20 protein-coding genes are annotated in these 18,193 nt (G+C 69.5%); 10 read left to right on the plus strand and 10 right to left on the minus strand.

The window, feature by feature from the left end; genetic code table 11:
• The first annotated feature begins 395 nt into the window (after nt 1-395).
• Nucleotides 396-3,257, plus strand: coding sequence for a pitrilysin family protein (locus VGN45_RS03255; RefSeq protein ID WP_327459282.1), 2,862 nt, complete (start codon nt 396-398; stop codon nt 3,255-3,257).
• Between the two features lie 12 nt (nt 3,258-3,269).
• Here the strand turns inward: VGN45_RS03255 and VGN45_RS03260 are convergent, their stop codons facing one another.
• Nucleotides 3,270-3,941 carry a bifunctional 4-hydroxy-2-oxoglutarate aldolase/2-dehydro-3-deoxy-phosphogluconate aldolase gene (locus VGN45_RS03260; RefSeq protein WP_327459283.1) on the minus strand — a complete coding sequence of 224 codons (672 nt, stop codon included), beginning with the start codon at nt 3,939-3,941 and terminating at the stop codon, nt 3,270-3,272.
• Nucleotides 3,942-4,071: 130 nt separating this feature from the next.
• Between VGN45_RS03260 and VGN45_RS03265 the strand changes: the two genes are divergently transcribed.
• Nucleotides 4,072-4,371: a hypothetical protein gene (locus VGN45_RS03265; RefSeq protein ID WP_327459285.1), complete on the plus strand. Its 300-nt coding sequence runs from the start codon at nt 4,072-4,074 to the stop codon at nt 4,369-4,371.
• Here the strand turns inward: VGN45_RS03265 and VGN45_RS03270 are convergent.
• On the minus strand, nt 4,337-5,095 hold the full coding sequence (locus VGN45_RS03270) for an alpha/beta hydrolase (protein ID WP_327459287.1): 759 nt from the start codon (nt 5,093-5,095) through the stop codon (nt 4,337-4,339). The genes VGN45_RS03265 and VGN45_RS03270 overlap by 35 nt on opposite strands.
• A 164-nt stretch (nt 5,096-5,259) precedes the next feature.
• On the opposite strand from VGN45_RS03270, the gene VGN45_RS03275 reads away from it, so the two are divergent.
• Nucleotides 5,260-5,517: an Lrp/AsnC family transcriptional regulator gene (locus VGN45_RS03275; RefSeq protein ID WP_327459289.1), complete on the plus strand. Its 258-nt coding sequence runs from the start codon at nt 5,260-5,262 to the stop codon at nt 5,515-5,517.
• 12 nt (nt 5,518-5,529) lie between these two features.
• On the opposite strand, the gene VGN45_RS03280 is transcribed toward VGN45_RS03275, so the two are convergent.
• Nucleotides 5,530-6,177: a DUF4126 domain-containing protein gene (locus VGN45_RS03280; protein ID WP_327459291.1), complete on the minus strand. Its 648-nt coding sequence runs from the start codon at nt 6,175-6,177 to the stop codon at nt 5,530-5,532.
• 71 nt (nt 6,178-6,248) lie between these two features.
• Here VGN45_RS03280 and VGN45_RS03285 point away from each other — a divergent pair, with 71 nt between their 5' ends.
• The 3 genes from VGN45_RS03285 (at nt 6,249) to VGN45_RS03295 (ending at nt 9,706) form a co-directional block, all read left to right on the plus strand.
• Entirely contained in the window at nt 6,249-7,199 is a 951-nt protein-coding gene (locus tag VGN45_RS03285) for a fatty acid desaturase family protein (RefSeq protein ID WP_327459293.1), read from the plus strand.
• 10 nt (nt 7,200-7,209) lie between these two features.
• Nucleotides 7,210-7,554, plus strand: a complete 345-nt coding sequence (locus VGN45_RS03290) for a hypothetical protein (protein WP_327459295.1) — start codon at nt 7,210-7,212, stop codon at nt 7,552-7,554.
• Nucleotides 7,555-7,639: 85 nt separating this feature from the next.
• Nucleotides 7,640-9,706 (plus strand): S46 family peptidase, encoded by a 2,067-nt coding sequence (locus tag VGN45_RS03295; RefSeq protein WP_327459297.1) that lies wholly within the window; start codon nt 7,640-7,642, stop codon nt 9,704-9,706.
• A 45-nt stretch (nt 9,707-9,751) separates the two neighbouring features.
• On the opposite strand, the gene VGN45_RS03300 is transcribed toward VGN45_RS03295, so the two are convergent.
• The 6 genes from VGN45_RS03300 to VGN45_RS03325 form a co-directional block, all read right to left on the minus strand.
• Nucleotides 9,752-10,126, minus strand: coding sequence for a four helix bundle protein (locus VGN45_RS03300; RefSeq protein WP_327459299.1), 375 nt, complete (start codon nt 10,124-10,126; stop codon nt 9,752-9,754).
• A gap of 72 nt (nt 10,127-10,198) precedes the next feature.
• Nucleotides 10,199-10,837: a CDP-diacylglycerol--glycerol-3-phosphate 3-phosphatidyltransferase gene (pgsA, locus tag VGN45_RS03305; RefSeq protein WP_327459301.1), complete on the minus strand. Its 639-nt coding sequence runs from the start codon at nt 10,835-10,837 to the stop codon at nt 10,199-10,201.
• Between the two features lie 43 nt (nt 10,838-10,880).
• Complete coding sequence (locus VGN45_RS03310) at nt 10,881-11,039, minus strand: hypothetical protein (RefSeq protein WP_327459303.1); 159 nt, start codon at nt 11,037-11,039, stop codon at nt 10,881-10,883.
• Nucleotides 11,036-11,338 carry a YdeI/OmpD-associated family protein gene (locus tag VGN45_RS03315; RefSeq protein WP_327459305.1) on the minus strand — a complete coding sequence of 101 codons (303 nt, stop codon included), beginning with the start codon at nt 11,336-11,338 and terminating at the stop codon, nt 11,036-11,038. The genes VGN45_RS03310 and VGN45_RS03315 overlap by 4 nt, the downstream gene beginning before the upstream one ends.
• 9 nt (nt 11,339-11,347) lie before the next feature.
• Entirely contained in the window at nt 11,348-13,243 is a 1,896-nt protein-coding gene (gene uvrC / locus VGN45_RS03320) for an excinuclease ABC subunit UvrC (RefSeq protein ID WP_327459307.1), read from the minus strand.
• Between the two features lie 22 nt (nt 13,244-13,265).
• Entirely contained in the window at nt 13,266-13,712 is a 447-nt protein-coding gene (locus VGN45_RS03325; RefSeq protein WP_327459310.1) for a DMT family transporter, read from the minus strand.
• 110 nt (nt 13,713-13,822) lie between these two features.
• Here VGN45_RS03325 and VGN45_RS03330 point away from each other — a divergent pair, with 110 nt between their 5' ends.
• On the plus strand, nt 13,823-14,239 hold the full coding sequence (locus VGN45_RS03330; protein ID WP_327459312.1) for a hypothetical protein: 417 nt from the start codon (nt 13,823-13,825) through the stop codon (nt 14,237-14,239).
• Nucleotides 14,240-14,266: 27 nt separating this feature from the next.
• On the opposite strand, the gene ahcY is transcribed toward VGN45_RS03330, so the two are convergent.
• A complete protein-coding gene (ahcY, locus tag VGN45_RS03335) occupies nt 14,267-15,658 on the minus strand; it encodes an adenosylhomocysteinase (RefSeq protein ID WP_327459315.1) in 1,392 nt (463 codons plus the stop codon).
• Between the two features lie 140 nt (nt 15,659-15,798).
• On the opposite strand from ahcY, the gene VGN45_RS03340 reads away from it, so the two are divergent.
• From VGN45_RS03340 to VGN45_RS03350, 3 genes are read left to right on the plus strand one after another with little or no spacing between them, the layout of a single operon-like run.
• Nucleotides 15,799-16,713 (plus strand): pepsin/retropepsin-like aspartic protease family protein, encoded by a 915-nt coding sequence (locus VGN45_RS03340; RefSeq protein WP_327459317.1) that lies wholly within the window; start codon nt 15,799-15,801, stop codon nt 16,711-16,713.
• Nucleotides 16,714-16,751: 38 nt separating this feature from the next.
• On the plus strand, nt 16,752-17,741 hold the full coding sequence (bioB, locus tag VGN45_RS03345) for a biotin synthase BioB (RefSeq protein WP_327459319.1): 990 nt from the start codon (nt 16,752-16,754) through the stop codon (nt 17,739-17,741).
• Nucleotides 17,742-17,775: 34 nt separating this feature from the next.
• Nucleotides 17,776-18,150 carry a Tat pathway signal protein gene (locus VGN45_RS03350; RefSeq protein WP_327459321.1) on the plus strand — a complete coding sequence of 125 codons (375 nt, stop codon included), beginning with the start codon at nt 17,776-17,778 and terminating at the stop codon, nt 18,148-18,150.
• Nucleotides 18,151-18,193 lie beyond the last annotated feature (43 nt).

Genomic DNA, 18,193 nt, shown 5'->3' on the forward strand with positions numbered 1-18,193 from the left:
GCAAGTCTCCCGCCCGCCCGCCAGGGGCGCGTCCGTTAGTCGCCAAGCAGCGGCCCTATGCGGTGGTTCCGGCCACCTCGGACAGCTCCTGATCAGACGAGCCGCGCGGAGCGTCGTCGCGAAGCCGAAACGGTAAACTCATCCTCATCCGGGCTCCGCGCCCGGCGCTCCGCCCGCCCTTCCCAACTCCGCGCGAAAAACGACGGAGCGAAGACGCGTGCGCACGTTCAAAGGAGCGCGGACCTCCAGGTCCGCGAAACACCTCCCAACCGCAAGACGCGGACGTGGACGTCCGCGCTCCTGATCCGAGCCCATCCTGCCCCATTAACGCACCGTAACTTTCGCCCCAGTCCCGCCCTGATAGGGTCCGCCGACCCGTCGAGGAGCTTTCGCCAATGTCCCGTCTTCTTCCCCTGCGCGCCGCCCTGGCCGCCGCTTCCGTCCTGGCTCTGACCGCCGCCGCCCCAGGGCTGGCCCAGGCCCAGGACGCCTCGGCCATCGCCGTGCCGCCGCTGCAGTACACGCATAGAGAACTGCCCAACGGCCTGGACGTCTACGCCATGCCGGATCCCACGGCGGGCACGGTGACGGTGCAGGTCTGGTACGACGTCGGCGGCAAGGACGATCCGGAGGGCCGCAGCGGCTTCGCCCATCTGTTCGAACACATCCTGAGCCGCAAGACGGTCAACATCCCCTATGGCCAGATCTCGACCTGGGTCGAGAACGCGGGCGGCGGCCGCAACGCCTCCACCGGCCAGGACTTCACCAACTATTACGAGACCGTGCCGCCCGAGTATCTGGAGATGATGCTCTGGACGCACGCCGAGCGGATGGCGCGGCCCGTGGTCGACCAGGCCGTCTTCGACGCCGAGCGGTCGATCGTGAAGGAGGAGCTGCGCCAGAGGGTCTACGCCCCGCCCTACGGACGGTTGGGCCGGTTCGTCATCGGCGACAACAGCTTCGACGAGAGCATCTATCGGCGCAGCGTGATCGGATCGATCGAAGAGCTGGACGCCGCGACCATCGACGACGCCCGGGCCTTCCACGAGGCCTACTACCGCCCGGCCACCGCGACGCTGATCGTGTCGGGCAATTTCGATCCGGCCCAGCTGGACCGCTGGGTCGATCAGTATTTCGGGGGCATTGCGAACCCGGAACGTCCCGTGCCGGCGTTCCAGCGGCCGGTCGAGACGCCGCGCACCCAGCCGCGCGACGTGGTGTCCTATGCGCCCAACGTGCCCCTGCCCGCGATCGGCCGGATCTGGCCGGGCGTGCCGGCGACCCATCCCGACGCGGCGGCGCTGGACGTTCTGCAAGGCATCCTGTCGCGGGGCCAGAACAGCCGGCTGTACCAGCGGCTGATTTATGCCGACCAGCTGGCCACCGGGGCCTCGATCGGCGCCAATCTGATGGAAGAAGACGGCGTGATCTCCGGCACGGTCATCGTCGCCCAGGGCAAGTCGATGGAGGCGGCGGAGGCCGCCTATGACGCCGTGATCGCGGACGTCCGCACCACCCCCGTCACCCAGGCCGAGCTGGACGAGGCCAAGATGGAGATCGTCTCCTCAGAGCTGCGCCAGCGCGAGACGGCGTCCGGCCGCGCCTTCATCCTGGGCCAGGCCCTGGTGTCCGAAGGCGACCCCGCGGCCCCAGACGCCCGCCTGGCGGCCGTCCAGGCCGTGACCGCCGACGACGTGCTGCGCGTCGCCCGCACCTATCTGCGCGACGACGCCGTCGTGCGCGTCCGCTATCTGGACGAGTCGCAACGCCCCGAAGGCGTGCCGGAGGACAGCTGGCGCAACCCCGCCCCGGTCCCGACCTTCGTCTCCGTGCCGCCGGCGATCCTGCCGCCGAACGAACTGCTGCCCGAGGGCCGGCGGATGGCCCCGCCCGTGCCCGGCGCCGCGCGCGTCGCCGCCGTGCCTGCGGTGGCCGAGCGCACCCTGCCCAACGGTCTGCGCGTCATCGTGGCCAGGTCCACCGACCTGCCGATCATGAACGCCCAGCTGATCATCGGCGGCGGCGCGTCGGGCGACCCCGAGGGCCGGATGGGCCTCGCCTCCAGCACGGCGAATCTGGCGCGTGAAGGCGCCGGAGGACGCACCGCGCCGCAGATCGCCGCCTCGTTGGAATCCCTCGGCGCATCGATCGGCGCCGGAGCGGGCGCGGACTCGACCTCCGTCAGCCTGTCGGCGCCCATCGCATCGCTGGACCGGGCCGGGCCGATCTTCGCCGACGTCGTGATGCGTCCCGACTTTCCGGCGGCGGAGCTGGACCGCCAGCGCACGCGGGGGATCAACGGCCTGCGCGTCGCCCTGCGCGACCCCGCCAACCTGGCCTCCGCCGCCCTCGGTCGGCTGGTTTACGGCGGCTCTCCCTACGGCGCGCCGACCTCGGGCACGGCCGAAAGCCTCGCCGCCATGACCCGCGACGACGTGGTCGCCCACCACGCCCGTTGGTGGCGGCCCGACAACGCCGCCCTGGTCATCACCGGCGGCATGTCGCCGGAATCCGCCTTCGCCTTCGCGGAGGCGACGTTCGGTGACTGGGTCCGGCCCGGCGGCGCGGCGCCCACCGCGGGCGACCGCGCCGGAACCCCGCCGCCGCCGCGGGTGGTGGTGATCGACATGCCGGGCGCCGGCCAGGCCGCCATCGCCGCCGCCGTTCGCGGTCCGGAGCGTCAGGACGACGACTGGTATCCGATGGCCGTGGCCAACGCCGTGATCGGCGGCGGCAGCGGCGGGCACCTGTTCAACGAGATCCGCAACAAGCGCGGCCTGAGCTACGGCGCCTACTCGGGCCTGGCGACCCGCACGGAGGCCACGGCCCTGTCCGCGCAGACCCAGACCAAGAACGAGAGCGCGGTCGAAGTCGTGGGGCTGGTCCTGGATCAGATCGACCGCCTGACGACGGAGACTGTGACCGACCAGGCGGTGACCGATCGCGAAAGCTTCGTCCTGGGCGGCTTCTCGCGTTCCATCGAGACCACGGGCGGCCTGGGCGGCTTCATCGCCGACACCGTCGTGCTGGGCCTGCCGCTGTCGGAGATGCAGACCTATCCGCAGCGCCTGCGCGCCACCGACCCCGCCGCCGTCTCGGCCGTCGCGGGCCGCTGGTTGGGACGCGAGCGCGCCTATGTGGTCGTGGTCGGCGACGCCTCCCAGTTCCTGGACGGCATGCGCGCCGCCTATCCGGACCTGGTGGTGATCAAGGCGGAGGACGTCGACCTGAACCGCGCCGACCTGGGGATCGAGTGATCCGGGAGGGCGTCAGCCCTTCCGGAACGCCTTCACCGCGTCGACGGCCTTCCTCACCTCGGCTTCGATCGCGCCCCAGTCGCCGGCCTTCACCGCCGCGTCGGTGATCAGCTTCGAACCCATGCCGGCGGCGACGATGCCGCTGCCGAACCATCGGGCGATCGACGCCGCGTCCGGATCGACGCCGCCCGTCGGCATGATCTTGGTCCAGGGCATGGGGCCCAGCACCGCCTTGACGAAGTCCGGCCCGCCGACCGAGGCGCCGGGGAACAGCTTCACGATCTCGCAGCCCAGCTCATGCGCGCGGATGATGTCGGTCACCGAGCCGCAGCCCGGGAAATAGGCCGTCATGCGCCGGTTGCAGACGACCGCCACCTCCTCGACCAGCCCCGGGCTGACCACGAAACGCGCGCCCCGGTTCAGGAAGGTCGAGGCCGTGCCCGCGTCGATCACCGAGCCGATGCCGAGCACGACGCCGGGGTCGGTCTTCTGCAGCTCGCGCGCGATCTCTCCGAACAGGTCGACGGCGAAGTCGCCCCGGTTGGTGAACTCCACCACCGGCGCCCCACCCCGCCCGCAGGCCCGGATCACGTTCAGGCAGACTTCGGGGTCCGCATGATAGAAGACCGGGCACACGCCCTGCGCCTCCAGGCCGGTCAGCACGCTCAGACGGTCGTGGGGCATTCCATTCTCCAAAGCTCCGTCATCCTCGGGCTCGACCCGAGGACCAGAGGCGGCGGCGCGCTCCGTAGAGGACGGCGCACACCAAGCGTGTCGGATCGTCCGATCCTCGGGTCAAGCCCGAGGATGACGCATGGACTCAGTCATCGTGATCAAGCAATCGCCACGCACCATCAAGACTCTCGGCCATCTTGCCGGCGGGTATGTTGGGCAGGAGCCGAAGGTTGGTTTGGCGCGCGATCAGGTGTCCCGCGTGAACGCCGCCTGCACCATCAACCTCTTCGTGGTCACCTTCCCCACACGTGAACTGCCACATGCCGTCGCGGTGATGGACGACGAGGGCCACCGATCTCTCTTCCCGGAGCACGTGGGCGCAGGCCAGTACGATCTCGCCTGGGTCAGGTCGCATGGGGTATCTCCACAATCCTTCTAACCATCCCGCTCCCTGCATCCGCCAGCGGATCCAGCACGGTGAAGTGGTCGGCGCCCGCGACCACCTCGACCCGCGTCTCCACACCCCTCGCGCCCCACAGGGCGGCCATGTCGCGCGACTGGCGGATGAACTCCGGGCTCTCCTCGCCGCCGACCCAGCAGTCCAGCGTCGTGCCGCCGGGGGTGGAGCCGTCCGGCACGGGCCAGTTCGTGACGCTCAGCGCACGGGCCTCCGAGACGTCCAGCCCCAGCGCCACATTGAGCGAGGTCGGGATCAGGGGCTCCAGATCGAAGACGCCGCTGATGGCCAGCGCCGCCGACGCTCGGCCCTCGGACAACATGGCCGACGCCATGTGCCCGCCGGCGGAGTGGCCGAAGACCACGGGCCGCGCGCCGGTCCTGGCCCGCACCGCCTCCACGGCGTCACGCGCCTGCATGAGGATGCGCCCCAGCCGTACCGAGGGGGCGAGGTCGTAGGAGGGAATGGCCACGCTCACGCCGCGGCTCACCAGCGCCGGCGCGATCCAGCTGAACCAGCTGCGGTCCAGCGCCTGCCAGTAGCCGCCGTGCAGGAAGACCGCGATCGGCGACTCCGGTCCCGCCTCGAACAGATCCATCACCTCCCGCGCCCCCGACCCATAGCGCAGCTCGACCGGCGGAAGCGCCGCCCGCGCCGCCTCGCTCCCGGCCTTCCAGCGCAGCATGACCGTCTGATGGTCGGGCACGCGGGCGCGGTTGTTGTATTCGGCTTCGAGGTCCAGGGCAGGGCTCCGGAGGGAGAGGCAGTAGGCAGTAGGCAGTAGGCAGTGGGACGGCGCGCGGCTCGACGATCGGGCTCGAACGCCCTACTGCCTACTGCCTATTGCCTACTGCCTGTGGAAACAGCCCCATGATGACCGCCATCTTCGTCTTCATCAAATGCGAGCTGGGCCACGCCAACGACGTGGCGGCCGACGTCGTGGACGAGGTCGAGCACGTGTCGGAGGTCTATTCGACCTCGGGCCAGTACGACCTTCTGGCCAAGTTCAACCTGCCCAAGGACATGGACATCGGCGCCTTCGTGACGAAGTCGGTGCAGACGCGGCCGCACATCCGCGACACCTTCACCGTCATCACCTTCTCGCCCTTCCTGCCGTCGAAGGGCTGAGGCGCGGGCGCGTCAGGCCGACCGCGCGCGAGCTTCCCGGCGCCGTCGCAGCCGCCGCGCCAGCCGGAAGACGACCACCGCCAGCACGACCAGCAGAACCGGGATCAGGATCGGGGCGAGAAACGCCAGGATCACGGTGAAGACCGCCAGCACGTCCTCCAGCAGGCTCAGCACCGGATTGCCGAGCCCCGCCGTCGTCGCGGTGGAGGCCACCCGAGCCCCGCTCTGCGCCGCGTTGAAGGCCAGCGCCGTCGGGGCCCCCACGATCACCCCGGCCACCGCGGCGGTGGTCGGATCGACGCCGGCGAACAGGCCGCCCGCCGCCACCGCCGCCGCCACCGGCCGCGCCACCAGACCCAGCGAATGCAGGGCGTGGTCCACGCCCGGGATCTTGTCGCCGACGAACTCGATCACCGCCGCGACGCCCAGCGCGATCATCGCCGCGTCCGACGTGACCCAGCTCCAGCTGTCGTTCAGCTGCAGGCCGAACAGGTTCAGCCGCTCGGCGCCCGCCATCATCAGCAGCGGCAGGAAGGTCCGCAGCCCCGTCGCCGCCGCCAGGCCGAGGCCCAGCAGCACCGGCAGCACCCAGGTCACGCCCGCCTGACCCCACAGGCCCGCCAGCGTTTCGCGCGCCGCCTCGATCGAAACCCCGTCCATGTCGTGTCTCCGGCCCGACGCCTGAACGCGCGCGGCTTCATCCTGATCCGGTTCAGGGGTATCGTCGAGCCATGCCCGCCGCCCCGCGCGTCCGCGCCGCCGACGTCTTCACGCCCGAGGAATGGGCGCCGTTCCAGACCCGCGCCGGCTGGGTCGGGCCGCTGCTTGTGGCGCACTGCTGGGGCGTGATCGCGCTGGCCGTCGCTGCGGGCGTCATTTGGCCCATCCTGATCCCCGTCTGCGTCATGGTCATCGGCACGCGGCAGCTGGGGCTGGCCATCCTGATGCACGAGGCGGCGCATGGCGGCCTGTCGCCGAACCGGCGGGTGAACGACTTTCTGGGTCACTGGCTGTGCGCCGTGCCGGTGGGCGCGAGCCTGGACGCCTATCGGCCCTATCACCTGGCCCACCACAAATACGCCCAGCAGGCCGAGGACCCCGATCTGGTCCTGTCGGCGCCGTTCCCGGTCAGCCGCGCGTCCCTGCGCCGCAAGATCATCCGCGACCTGACCGGCCAGACCTTCTTCAAGCAGCGGGTGCTGTTCGCCTTGAAGGCGTTCGGCACCTCACGCGACGCCGACATGGCGGAGGGGGCGGTGGTCACCGGCAAGTCGGCGCCCCCGTTCCTGCTGGTCAACGCCGCCCTGTTCGCCGTCATGGCGCTGGCCGGGGTTTGGTGGGCGTGGTTCGCCCTGTGGCTGCTGCCGCTGGCGACCTGGTTCCCGATGGTCACGCGGCTGAGGAACATCGCCGAGCACGCCTGCGTCGAGGGCTCCGCCACCGACCCCTTCCGCGCCGCCCGCACCACCCGCGCCGGCTGGTGGGAACGCGCCTTCATCGCCCCCTACTGGGTCAACTTCCACGCCGAGCACCACCTGTTCATGCACGTTCCCTGCTGGAAGCTTCCGGCCCTTCACCGCGCGGTCCGGGCGACGGAGCCGGGGCGGCGGATGGAGGTCGCGCCGGGCTATGCGGCGGTGATGCGGGAGGCGACTTCCCACTCCCTGCGAAAGACGGCTTGAGGAGATCGTGATGGACGTCCAATCCGGGGACCGACGGGTCTCGCTCACCTTCGAGGGGTCCGGTGACGTGGCGCTTTGCCTTCAGCTGGCGCTAAGGGCCAAGTTCTTCGATGACGAGACGGCGACGGGGCTCCTGAGCCCGCCCATCAACGAGATTCTCCGCGCGGCGATGGCGGCACTGGAAGCGGACCGTGGCACGGCCGCGGAGCACTATTCCGAGTGGGTCGTCACCCATCATCTGCCGAGGGTGCGCCATCGGATCACGTCCCTGCCGGAGTACCAACGGGCTGACCACGAAGGTCGGCGGCAGTTGATGGCGACAGCGCTGTATCCGCACGTTCCTGCCGAGGCCTGATGTGACGGCGGGAGCTCCCCGCTTGCCACCACCCCCTCCCCCCGCCAATGTCCGCCGCGTCAGTTTTCGTGTCGGAGCCTCGCCCATGACCCTCGGCCGCCGCATCGTCGCCGCCGCGACCGCCCTCACCCTGATCGCCGCCCCCGCCGTGCAGGCGGGCGAGGGGATGTGGACGTTCGACAACTTCCCCATCGCGCGGGTCAACGCGACGCTGGGCACCAACATCGACCAGGCGTGGCTGGACAGGGTGCGGCTGTCGTCGGTCAAGTTCGGCGGCTGTTCGGCGGGCGTGGTCTCGCCCGAGGGGCTGGTGATGACCAACAACCACTGCGTCGCCAGTTGCGTGGCGCAGCTGTCGACGCCGGAGGTGAACTACGCCGCCACCGGTTTCCTGCCCGCCAGCCGCGCCGAGGAGAAGCGCTGCCCCGGCGGCTCGGCCGAGATCCTGACCGACATCGCCGACGTGACCCAGCGCATGCAGGCCGCCGGCGCCGGCCAGTCGGGGGCCGCCTTCGTCCGCGCCCGCGACGCGGAAGCCGCCGCGATCGAGGCCGAGGCCTGCGCCGGCAAGACCGACAGCCGCTGCCAGGTCGTGACCCTGTACCGGGGCGGCCAGTTCAAGCTGTACACCTACAAGCGCTATGCCGACGTGCGCCTGGCCTGGGCGCCGGAGGATCGCGCCGCGACCTTCGGCGGCGATCTGGACAACTTCAACTTCCCGCGCTTCGCCATCGATGCGGCCTTCATCCGCCTGTACGAGAACGGCCAACCGGCGGCGACGCCGATCCATTTCACGTGGAATGCGTCCAAGCCCGTCGAGGGCCAGCCCATCTTCGTCACCGGCAGCCCCGGCGCGACCCAGCGCCTGCTGACCCAGGACCAGCTGTACACCGTCCGCGACGTCATCCTGCCGATGGATCAGCTGATCACGTCGGAGCTGCGCGGCCGCATGATCCGCTATGGCGAGGAAAGCCCCCAGCGCGCCTTCGAGGTGATGGACCCGCTGGTGTCGCTGGAGAACACCTACAAGCGCGGCATCGGCCGCATGCGGGCCCTGATCGACGTCGACTTCATGGCCAAGCGGGCGGCGGACGAGGCCGACTTCCGGGCGCGCGTGGCCGCCAATCCGGCGCTGGCCGCCGACGTCGGCGACCCCTGGGGCGAGCTGGCCGCGATCCAGCCGATCCAGCGGGCGCTGTATCCTTCGTACACGATGCTTGAGGCGCGGGCCGGGGGCGGCTCGGTGTTGTTCGGCTATGCCTGGACCCTGGTCCGCGCGGCGCAGGAGCGGGCAAAGCCTTCGGGCGAGCGCCTGCCGGAATACGTCGACGGCCGCCTGGGCGCCGCCCAGAGCCGCATCGCCGCCGAACGGCCGATCTATCCCGAATTGGAAGAGATGCAGGTCAGCTGGTGGCTGTCAAAGACGCGCGAATGGCTGACGGTCGACGATCCCCGGGTTCGGGGATTGCTGGGTCGGGAGTCGCCCGAGGGTCTTGCGGCGCGCGTCATCGGCGGCACGAAACTGGCCGACCCGGCGGTGCGCCGCGCCCTGTGGGACGGCGGGCTGGAGGCGATCGAGGCCTCCGACGACCCCCTGATCCAGTGGGTCCTGTCGATCCAGGACGAGAGCCGCGCCGCCCGCGCGGAGTGGGAGGAGCGCGTCGTCGGCCCGACCGACCGCGCCTCGGAAACCCTGGCCCGCGCCCGCTTCGGCGCCTATGGCGACAGCGTCTATCCGGACGCGACCGGCACCCTGCGGCTGACCTGGGGACGCGTCGAGGGCTGGACCTATCAAGGCCAGACCGTGCCGGCCTTCACCACCTTCGCCGGCCTGTGGGACCGCATGACGGGCGCCGCGCCCTTCGACGTCGCGCCCAGGCTGCTGGCCGCGCGCGACCGCATCCCGGCCGACACCGTGCTGAACATGGCCGTGTCCACCGACACCATCGGCGGCTCGTCGGGCTCGCCGGCGGTAAATGCGGCGGGCGAGATCGTGGGGGCCAATTTCGACTCCACCATCCTGACCCAGCGCAACGCCTATGGGTACGATCCGAACGTGAATCGCTCGGTGATCGTGACGACGGGCGCGGTGACGGTCGCGCTCCGCGACGTCTACGGGATGGATCACCTGCTGGAAGAGCTGGGGGTCTGAAGCGAGGCAGTAGGCAGTAGTGAGTAGGCAGTAGGCGGATGTGGTTCAATCCGAGCCGTGCGCTTCAAGCCGAACGATGAGGGCGCGCAGCATTTTCCCGAGCTCGTCGGCCTCAGAAAGAATGGGGACCGACGCCGCGTCGCTTGCCAGCCCCACTCTGACGGCGAGCAGCAGGTGGGTCTCAGCCTCTTTGAGCGAGCCTTGAGCGATCCTGAGAAAGTTCAAATACGAACCCTTTGAAGACCGCCCATAGCCCTCCACAATGTTGGCAGCCACCGATGCGGCAGCACGCCTTGCTTGAGCGGTCAGGCCGAACTGTTCTTCCTTCGGAAAGGACCTGGTGAGCTCGTAGACGGCCTGCGCCAAGTCCATCGCTCGCGGCCAGACCTTGAGGTCGCGGTAGCTTTTGATCTGATCCATTCCCTCAGCCAGTCGCGCGAGACACTTCCCTACTGCCTACTGCCTACTGCCTACTGCCTACTGCCTAACCCCTCAGATCTGGCTCATCTTCTGCCGCGCCTTCTCGAAATACTGCCAGCCGGTCCAGACGGTGATCACGGCGGCGGCCCAGATCAGGACGTCGGCGAACAGCTGGAAGTGCGGCAGCCAGTCGAACTCCAGTCCGAAGCCGTCCCAGTTGCGCGCGAACAGCTGGGCGCCCAGGGCCACCAGCTGCAGCGTCGTCTTCCACTTGGCCAGCAGGGTGACCGGCAGCTTGACCTTGCCGGCCACGGTCTCGCGCAGGGCCGACACCGCGAACTCCCGGAACAGGATCAGGCCGCAGGGGATGGCGATCTGGGGCACCGAGCCGCTCGTCAGCACGCCCAGGATGGCGCCGGTCACCAGCACCTTGTCCGCGATCGGGTCGAGGATGGCGCCCCACCGCGTCGTCGCGTGCCAGCGCCGCGCCAGATAGCCGTCGATCCAGTCCGTCGACGCCGCCACCACAAAGATGAAGAAGGCCGCGCGATAGAGCGCGAACTGATCCTCCGGGCTCAGATAGCTGGACAGATAGGGGATGCCGCCCGTCGCCCCCGCCAGGATCAGGAACATCACCACCCCCGCCGCCAGTCGCAGGCCCGTCAGGATGTTGGGGATGGGATTGGCGTGGGGATGCGGGGCGGTGGTCATGGCGTCCTCGGGCTGATGGCCTGAGATGCCACGCTTTCTCCGTTCAGGCGAGCGGCTGGAAAGGCCCCGCACCCGTCAGTCTGCGCAGCAGCCCTTCGGCGGCGCCGAAATGCAGGCCGACCAGTTCCCGTTCACCGGCCGCCTCGCGTTTCCCGATCCGCCGGGCCAGAAAATCGCGACGCCTGGGGTCGGCGTCGGTCATTTCGCGTTCTTCTTGGCGGCCATCGCCTGCTGCCAGCGGCTGGGCGGCTTGTCGTCGCGATGCGGGCAGCCCGGCCAACAGCAGGGACGACGCTTGCCCTCCTTCATCTCCTCGATCGTGCGGCGGATGCGGCGTTCGCGCGTCGGCGCCTGCTTCGCGTCCTCGACCCAGCAGATGAACTCGTTGCGGCCCAGCGGCGTCAGCCCCTGCCACAGCGCCAGCACGTCGGCGTCCGCGCGGATCGCCGCCTTCAGGTCGTCCGCCGCCCGATGCACCGTGCCTTCCGCGAAGTCGCTCATGCGCGCACCCTAGACCCGGCCGGCCGGATGGAAGAAGGCGTGGATGCGCACGGCCAGCGCCCGGTTGATGCCCTCGACCTTTTCCAGATCCACCACCGAGGCCCGGCCCACGCCCTTGGCCGATCCGAAAGCGTGCAGCAGGGCCTTCTTCCGCCCCGGCCCGACGCCCTCGATCTCGTCCAGCGGATTCTTCTTGATGTCCATCGACCGGCGCTTGGCGTGGGCGCCGTTGGCGAAGCGGTGGGCCTCGTCGCGCAGCCGCTGGATGTAGTAGAGCGCCGGCGACTTCAGCGGCAGCATGAAGGGCGGCCTGCCGGGGATGATGAACTTCTCCAACCCCGCGTCCCGGTCCGGCCCCTTGGCCACGCCGACGGCCAGGATGTCCTCCAGACCCAGCTCGTCCAGCACCGATCGCACAGCCGACAGCTGGCCCAGGCCGCCGTCGATCAGCAGCAGGTCCGGCCGCTCCGGCGCCTCGCCCTCGTCCTCTTCCTTGACCAGTCGGCCGAACCGGCGGCGCATGACCTCGCGCATCATGCCGAAATCGTCGCCGGGGGTGAGGTCCTCACCGCGGATGTTGAACTTCCGGTACTGGGTCTTGCGGAAGCCTTCGGGCCCCGCGACGACCATGGCCCCCACGGGGTTCGAGCCCTGGATGTGGGCGTTGTCGTAGATCTCGATCCGCTCCGGCCGTCCCTCCAGCCCGAAGGCCTCGACCACCTCGTCGAGGATCTTCCCCTGCGCCGAGTTCTCGGCCAGCCGCCGCCCCAGCGCCTCGCGCGCATTGGTCAGGGCATGGTCCACCAGCGCCTTGCGGTCGCCGCGCTGCGGCCGCTCGATCGAGACGACGCGCCGCCCGTCGGTCCGCTTGGCCATCATCGAGAAGGCCTCTTCCAGCAGCTCCTTCTCGAACGGGACCACGTTGGACAGAATCTCGCGCGGGACCGGCTTGTCCTCATAGAACTGCCCCAGGAACGCCCCCAGGATGTCTGCGTCGGCGTCAGACTTGTCGACGCGCGGAAAGTAGGCCCGTCCGCCCCAATTCTGGCCTCCGCGATAGAAGAACACCTGCACGCACGCCTGCCCGCCGTCGGAATGCAGGGCGAAGACGTCGGCCTCCGCCACCCCTTCGGCGCTGACCGAGTTCTCCATCGAGATCGCCGACAGGGCCCGGATGCGGTCGCGCACGCGCGCGGCGGTCTCGAAGTCCATGCCGTCGCTGGCGGCCTGCATCTCCTGCGACAGCCGCCCGATCACCGCCCGCGACTTGCCGCGGAGAAACGCCTCGGCCTCGTCCACCAGCTCCGCGTAGTCCTCCAGCGAGATCAGCCCCGTGCACGGCGCCGAGCAGCGCTTGATCTGGTGCAGCATGCAGGGCCGCGTCCGGCTTTCGTAGACGCTGTCCGAGCACGATCGCAACAAAAAGGCCTTCTGCAGCGTGGTCAGGGTGCGGTTCACCGCCCAGGTCGAGGCGAACGGCCCGAAATAGTCGCCCTTGATCGTGTGCGCCCCGCGATGCTTCCTCACCTGGGGCGCCCGGTGGTCGCGCCGGATCATCAGCTCGGCGAACGACTTGTCGTCGCGCAGGACGACGTTGAACCGCGGCTTCAGCTTCTTGATGAAGTTGGATTCCAGCAGCAGCGCCTCGGTCTCGGTCGCCGTGACGACCAGCTCCATCGCGCGGGTCAGGCTGACCATGTGGGCGATGCGCTGGGTGTGGAACCGCCCTTGCGCGTACTGAACGATGCGCTTCTTCAGCGATCGCGCCTTGCCGACGTACAGGCACGCCCCGTCCTCGCCGTACATGCGATAGACGCCCGGCCTGTCCGGCGCCCGACGCGCCTCGTCGCGGATCAGCTCGGCGGCCTTCAGATCGGTTTCGGGGGCCGGAATCGCCTCGGTCATCGTGGGCGAATATAGGCCGACGTCAGCCGCGCCGCACCAGCAGCATGCCGCCGATCACCATGGCCGTGCCGCCCAGCCGGGCCAGGCTGATCGGCTGGCGCGGCACGCCCATCAGGCCGAAGTGGTCGATCAGCAGGCCCAGCACCAGCTGACCCGCCACCACCGCCGCCAGCGACGTCGCCACCCCAAGTTTCGGCGTCGCCCAGGCCAGGACGAAGACGAACAGCGCGCCGTACAGCCCGCCGATCCAGGCCCAAGCCGGCACGTCGCGCACGGCCTGCCCCTCCGGTCGGTGATTCATGGCGACGGCTAGGATCATCAGGGTGATCGTGCCGACGGCGAAGGACACCAGGGCGGCGTTCAGCGGCGTGCCGACGCCCTGGGCCAGGCGCGCGTTGGTCGGTCCCTGGATGGCGGCGGCCGCCCCTGCGGCGAAGACGGCGATCAGGGCGAGGAGATTGGCGTTCATGGCCCTCCGAACGTGGGCCGGGCCGCCGGGTTCTGTCCAGCGCGATCGTGTCCGGTTGACTTCACCTCGCGCGCCTGATGGCCTCGGCGGCGCATCAAGGGAGCTGAGACATGCGCGGATTCGGAACCACTCTGGCGGGGATCGTCGGCGTGCTGATCGTCGTGGTGGGCGTGATGGTCGGCCTGCCGACCTACAACGTCTATCGCAAGCAGATGGCGGGCAAGGCCGCCTATGAGCAGGCGGTGCAGGACCGCCGCATCCGGGTGCTGGAAGCGCAGGCGGCGCTGGATTCGGCCCAGCTGACGGCCCAGGCGGAAGTGGCCCGCGCCCGCGGCACCGACGAGGCCAACCGCATCATGGCCCAGAGCCTGGGCGGGCCGGAGAACTATCTCCGGTGGGCCTACATCGACATGCTGAAGGAGACGGCGGATCAGCAGGACCGCCAGATCATCTACATCCCCACCGAGGCCGGCATGCCGATCCTGGAGGCGGGCCAGCGCGGGGCGCGTCCGGCGGGCGGGAACTGAGGGCTCCCGCCGCACCAGGCGGCACGATCAATAGCGGTAGTGCTCGGGCTTGAAGGGCCCCTGCACCGGCACGGAGATGTAGTCGGCCTGGTCCGGCTTGAGTTGCGTCAGCTTGGCGCCCAGCTTGTCGAGGTGCAGGCGCGCGACCTTTTCGTCCAGGTGCTTGGGCAGGACGTAGACCTTGTTCTCGTACTTGGACTTGTTGGTCCACAGTTCGATCTGGGCCAGCGTCTGGTTGGTGAAGCTGGCCGACATCACGAACGAGGGGTGGCCCGTGGCGTTGCCCAGGTTCACCAGCCGGCCTTCCGACAGAAGGATGATCTTCTTGCCGTCCGGGAACTCGATGTGGTGGACCTGCGGCTTGATCTCGTCCCACTTGAAGTTCTTCAGGCCCGCGACCTGAATCTCCGAGTCGAAGTGGCCGATGTTGCAGACGATGGCGTTGTTCTTCATCGCCCGCATGTGGTCGACGGTGATGACGTCCTTGTTGCCCGTGGCGGTGACGAAGATGTCGGCCTCGGACGCGGCGTCCTCCAGCGTGACGACCTCATAGCCTTCCATGGCGGCCTGGAGCGCGCAGATGGGGTCGATCTCGGTGACCTTCACCCGGGCGCCGCCCTGGCGCAACGACGCGGCCGAGCCCTTGCCCACGTCGCCGTAGCCGCAGACCACCGCGACCTTGCCCGACAGCATGACGTCGGTGCCGCGACGGATCGCATCGACCAGGCTCTCGCGGCAGCCGTACAGGTTGTCGAACTTGGACTTGGTGACGCTGTCGTTGACGTTGATGGCGGGGAAGGGCAGCTCGCCGCGCTCGGCCATCTGATACAGACGGTGCACGCCCGTGGTGGTTTCCTCAGACACGCCGCCGATGGCGTCGCGGATGGCCGAATAGAAGCCGGGCTTCTCGGCCAGATAGCGCTTCATGACCTTGTAGAGGGCTTCTTCCTCCTCGTTGGTCGGGTTGTTCAGGACCGACGGGTCCTTTTCGGCCTTGGGTCCGAGCACGCACAGCAGGGTGGCGTCGCCGCCGTCGTCCAGGATCAGGTTCGGATAGCCGCCGTCCGCCCATTCGAAGATCTTGTGGGCGTAGTCCCAGTATTCCTCCAGCGTCTCGCCCTTGACGGCGAACACCGGCGTGCCGGCGGCGGCGATGGCGGCCGCGGCGTGGTCCTGGGTCGAGAAGATGTTGCACGACGCCCAGCGCACTTCGGCGCCCAGCGCTTCCAGCGTCTGGATCAGCACCGCCGTCTGGATCGTCATGTGCAGCGACCCGGCGATGCGCGCGCCCTTCAGCGGCTGGGCCGCGCCGAACTCGTCGCGCAGGGCCATCAGACCGGGCATCTCGGTCTCGGCGATGGCGATTTCCTTGTCGCCATAGGCGGCGAGAGAGACGTCGCGGACGATGTAGTCGGTCATGGCTCTGCTTTCGCGAGGAGGAAGGTCGCGCGCCTATAGACCTTCAGCCGCCAAGGGGCAATGTCGCATAAGGATATCCTTATATGATGCCCTCGCCGTCGCGTCACAGGCGTGCCATCGTCCCGTCGGGAGGGACGCGCATGACGATTTCGGATCGCCGAACGGTTCTGGGCGGGCTGACGGGCCTGGCCGCGCTTGCGGTCGGCGCCGGGCCGGGACGGACGCAGGACGCCCTCGATCGCGTGGGCCGGTCGACCGTTCCCGTCCGCCTGAACGGCCGGGATCTGATCTTCGCCCTGGACACCGCCGCGACGGCCTCGGTCGTCGCCTCGGACCTGGTCGGACAGCTGGAGCTGAGCCCGGCGGGCGCGGCTGTCATGCACACCATCGTCGGCGCCGAGCCGGTCGACCTGGTCCGCGCGGCGACCCTGTCGAGCGGCGCGCTGAATCGATCGGACGTCCGTCTCGCGGTCGGAGACAGGCGGGGGTTGATCGGGCTGGACGGCCTTCTGGGCCTGGACCTTCTGGCCGGGCAGCGGGTGGATCTCCGCTTGAGGGGCCGTCGGGGCACTTCGATCGGCCGCTCACGTCTCGACGACGACTCCTTCCTTCAGGCGGAGCGTCCGCGCATCACCTTCTCGCCGCCCCCGGCGCCTCCGGACGCCCCGGCGCGGGGTCTGATCACTCTGCAGATGCTGGCCAGGGGGCGCCCGGCCAAGGGCGTCGTCGACACCGGCGCGGCCGTCAGTCTGATAAATCCGGCTCTGGCGGAGGCGGCGCAGGCCCGGCCGCTGGCCGTTGTGGGCGCAGAGGATGGACATGTGGTGCAGTCGCCCACGGGCGCGTCCATCGCCGCCCAGCCCATGTCGGTCAACTCCGTGCGGATGGGCGGCATGCTGATGGACCGGCTGGGCGTCCTGATGGGCGATTTCCACATCTTCCGACACCTGGGTCTGGCCGACGAGCCCGCCATGCTCATCGGCGTCGACGTCCTGGGCGTCTTCGAGGGCGTGGTCATCGATCTGGATCGCGGCGAGCTGATCCTGGAGATCTGAGGCTTGCCCGGAAGCGCCGCCCGTCGCAGGAAGCGGCCATGTCGATCGAATCCGCCGCCCCCCGCCACGACTGGACCCGCGACCGGGTCGCGGCCCTGTTCGACCTGCCGTTCATGGACCTGGTCTTCCGCGCGGCGGAAGTGCATCGCGCGAACTTCGATCCGTCGGCGATCCAGAAGAGCCGCCTGCTGTCGATCAAGACGGGCGGCTGCGCCGAGAACTGCGGCTACTGCTCCCAATCCGCCCATTTCGACACCGGGCTGAAGGCCGAAAAGCTGATGGAGGCCCAGGCCGTGCTGGCCGAGGCCATGGCGGCCAAGGCCGGCGGCGCCGACCGCTTCTGCATGGGCGCCGCCTGGCGCGAGCTGAAGGATCGCGACCTGCCGAAGCTCGCGACCATGATCGCCGGGGTGAAGGCTCTGGGCCTGCAGACTTGCGCGACGCTCGGCATGCTGACGGCGGAGCAGGCGCGGGCGCTGAAGGCGGCGGGGCTGGATTTCTACAATCACAATCTCGACACGTCGCCGGAGTTCTACGGCGAGGTCGTGACGACGCGGACCTGGCAGGATCGGCTGGACACGCTGGAGCACGTGCGCGAGGCGGGCCTGGCGACCTGCTGCGGCGGCATCGTGGGCATGGGCGAGGGCCGCGAGGACCGGATCGGCCTGCTGCATGCGCTGGCGACCCTGCCGGTGCATCCCGACAGCCTGCCGGTCAATGCGCTGGCGCCCATCGTCGGCACGCCGCTGGGCGACCGGGTGGCGGCTCAGGGGACGATCGACCCGATCGAGTTCGTGCGGACCGTGGCCGTCGCGCGGCTGGTCTGTCCGAAGTCGATCGTCCGCCTGTCGGCCGGCCGCGAGGCGATGAGCGCGGAGATGCAGGCGCTTTGCTTCCTGGCCGGCGCAAACTCCATCTTCGTGGGCGGACGTCTGCTGACCACGCCGAATCCCGAAGACGACGCGGACGCGGCGCTGTTCGCGCGGCTGGACCTGAAGCCCATGGTGACCACGGACGCCGCAGCTTAACCGGGCGTCAAGCGGCGCCGTGCAGTGTGCCGTCATGGACAGACGCGCCCTTCTCGGACTGAAACGCGACGTGGCCGGCGGCGGCGGCGGAGGTGGCGGTGGGCCCGCCACCTATGTGCGATTGGCGACGGTCACGGCGAACGCCAGACGCCCCGGCGGCGCCACCGGCGTAATGACCGTGGAAACCGGTGTGGACGTTCCTGACGCCGCGCTTCGGACGCGCGCGACCCAGTCGGCCCCGCGTCTTCGTTCCGCCTATAACACCGTCGTGCAGCAGGCGGCGTCCGCCATGCTGCCGGGCGCGCCGCCGGACGTCGAGCGACTGGCGCGCGAGCTTCAGGCGGTCACCGACCGCACATTGGGACGGGCCGGGGCGCGGGTGCTGCTCGGCACGGTGATGATCGTCTGACGGAGACTTCCGCCAACCACATTGGCGGACACAAATGAGGGAC

The sequence above is a fragment of the Brevundimonas sp. genome (assembly GCF_035999125.1).
GTDB lineage: Bacteria > Pseudomonadota > Alphaproteobacteria > Caulobacterales > Caulobacteraceae > Brevundimonas.